Origin of the sequence: Flavobacterium sp. YO12, from assembly GCF_004119495.1 — a bacterium.
In the GTDB taxonomy this organism is placed as follows: Bacteria; Bacteroidota; Bacteroidia; order Flavobacteriales; family Flavobacteriaceae; genus Flavobacterium.
Genome location: NZ_NRQU01000126.1, coordinates 1 through 2,361 on the forward strand (window position 1 = coordinate 1; position 2,361 = coordinate 2,361).

Annotated in this window: 2 protein-coding genes; both read right to left on the reverse strand. The window is 34.3% G+C overall.

Annotated elements, in window-relative coordinates; genetic code table 11:
• Positions 1-649, reverse strand: a 649-nt coding sequence (locus BOW55_RS20570; RefSeq protein WP_164975086.1) for a type IX secretion system membrane protein PorP/SprF, incomplete at its 3' end; no start/stop codon positions are given.
• A 152-nt stretch (positions 650-801) separates the two neighbouring features.
• Positions 802-2,361, reverse strand: a 1,560-nt coding sequence (locus BOW55_RS20575; RefSeq protein WP_164975088.1) for a gliding motility-associated C-terminal domain-containing protein, incomplete at its 5' end; no start/stop codon positions are given.

Here is a 2,361-nt window from a genome sequence, read left to right on the forward strand (position 1 = left end):
TTAATACAGCAGGTTTGAATTTGATGTATTGTAATTTATCAAGATCAAATACATAACCGGCCATTAAATAATAATTGATTTTGTCTTTGTAAATGGCTACATCATTATCATCATAACGATTGGTTTCGATGAAATTGGGAACTGATAAACCAATATATGCTTTATCTGAATGCCAGTAAACACCGGCTCCAATATTTGGCGAAAATTTGTTTCTTAAATCTTGAAATTGTGGATCGCCTTGATCTTCAGGATTTAGTTTGTTAACATCTAAATTGAATAAATTGGCTGTTCCTTTAATTCCAAAAGAGAGTTTAAAATCTGGTGAAGTTTGGATTGAATATGATAAATCAGCAGAGATATTGTTCTCATTTGTTGGACCTATTTTATCATTTACCAGCGAGAGTCCTATACCCAAATTACTATTGTTTATTGGTGTGTTGATAGAGAAACTGCTGGTTTCTGGTGCTCCGTCTAATCCAACCCATTGGGTGCGGTACAGACCAAAAACACTTAGAGCTCCGCGAGATCCCGCATAAGCAGGATTTATATTTATCGCATTGTACATATACTGTGTATACTGTGCATCCTGCTGTGCATAACCTGTTAAGGCTATAGACATAATGACGAAGAAAAATAATTTTGTTCTCATAGTAGATGTGTATTATTTAGTTATTACCTATTAGCTTTTCAAATTTAGTTACATCAAAAAAGCCCATATGAATCTTAAATTAAAAATAAGTTTTTCATCAACACCTGTTTAATGCGCTGTATTATAAAATATGATACAGCGCATTTTTTGTTTTATTTTGAAAGATACAGGTATCCGTCTTTCTTATTATTTTGAACTTCATTATTTCCATTCAATGATTTGTAGTTCAAAATGTAGAAGTACGTTCCAGTTGGTAATCCTTCTGATTTTTTAACCGTTGTTCTACCTCTAGATGTTCCATCAAATGCATTGGTTTCATTATTATAATTTGTAGTTTCAAATACCAATATTCCCCAACGATTATAGATTTCTACAGTGTTTCCTGGATAACAGGTCAAATCATCAATACTATCAATTACGAAAACATCATTTTTTCCATCTCCATTAGGAGAGAAAGCATTATGTACAACTATATTTCCACATGGCAGTACTTTACAATCGTCGTTAATTTCCATGTTAAGGGCAATTGTTCTAGGACATTTATCGTCTTTTATTCTATATTCGAATATGTAAGTGCCAAGTGCTAAACCTAACGCGTTAAGCGTACTTCCTTGTAAGGCATTAGTGTTGTTTGTGTCTACCCAAGTTCCTGTTGTTGGTGTGCCCTCTGGCAGTAAACTAGCTAAGTTTAATAATGTTGAATCATCATTACAAGCCTGGCTGGCGATATTAGTTACACCATTTGGCAGAACTATTATTGTTACTGTTGCTGTATCACAATTTTCAGAACTTAGTTTGTCGCAAATACGATAGCTGTAAGTGTAAGTTCCAGCTGGAGTTAAACTTGAAACATTTACATTTCCTAATGCATCAAATGTTATATTAGGATCTGTTTTTACATTGTTGTTACTTCCAGTTAATAATGTAAAGGTTACAAGTTCTAGATTGGCTCTAGTTATACCTTTAAAATCATTACTTAAAACATTTCCAACTAATCCAAAAGTGTTACATCCAATATTACTGTAAGTATCATCGACCGCATCAACTGGTGTCGGCGGCGCTGCCGGCGGCGCAACAACTACAATTGTTACCGTTGCGGTATCGCAATTTGAAGTTGCATCGGCTTCACAAATTTGGTATACCAATGTAAGTGTACCTACTGGTGCATTCGGTAAAACATCTACAGAGCCATCTGAATTTAATTGTAAAAACTCATTTGGTGTTACAGTAGTTATTATTACATCAGAAGCAGTTACGACCACGCCTTCGAGTGTATCATTTGGTAAAACATTCAAGACATTTTTTGTAATATGATCGGTACCTATTACTGGACCAGTATTATCATCATTAGCAACTATATCTTTAAATTCTTTACAATTTACACCAAAGTCAGCATCTAAATGAACTAAGTCTTCAGGAGTAACATTTACAATTATACCACTTTGGCTGGTAGTTTGACATACCGTATGCATTTGCAGTTTGGCAGGTTTTGATGTTGCTTTTTTATCTGTTGAACTTGAGTTTGGAAGAACTTTTACAAGTCCAGTCTCTCCTAAAGCTGCAGCGACAGCATCTAAATTGGCTTCTCTAACTAGTTTGATGTTATATTCTCCATATGGATTTGCTTGCTCTGGTCTATCTCTCCAGAATCCTTGAATTCCAATGATTACTTCAGAATGGTATCCATTTGGACCATCAATTATAATATTAGG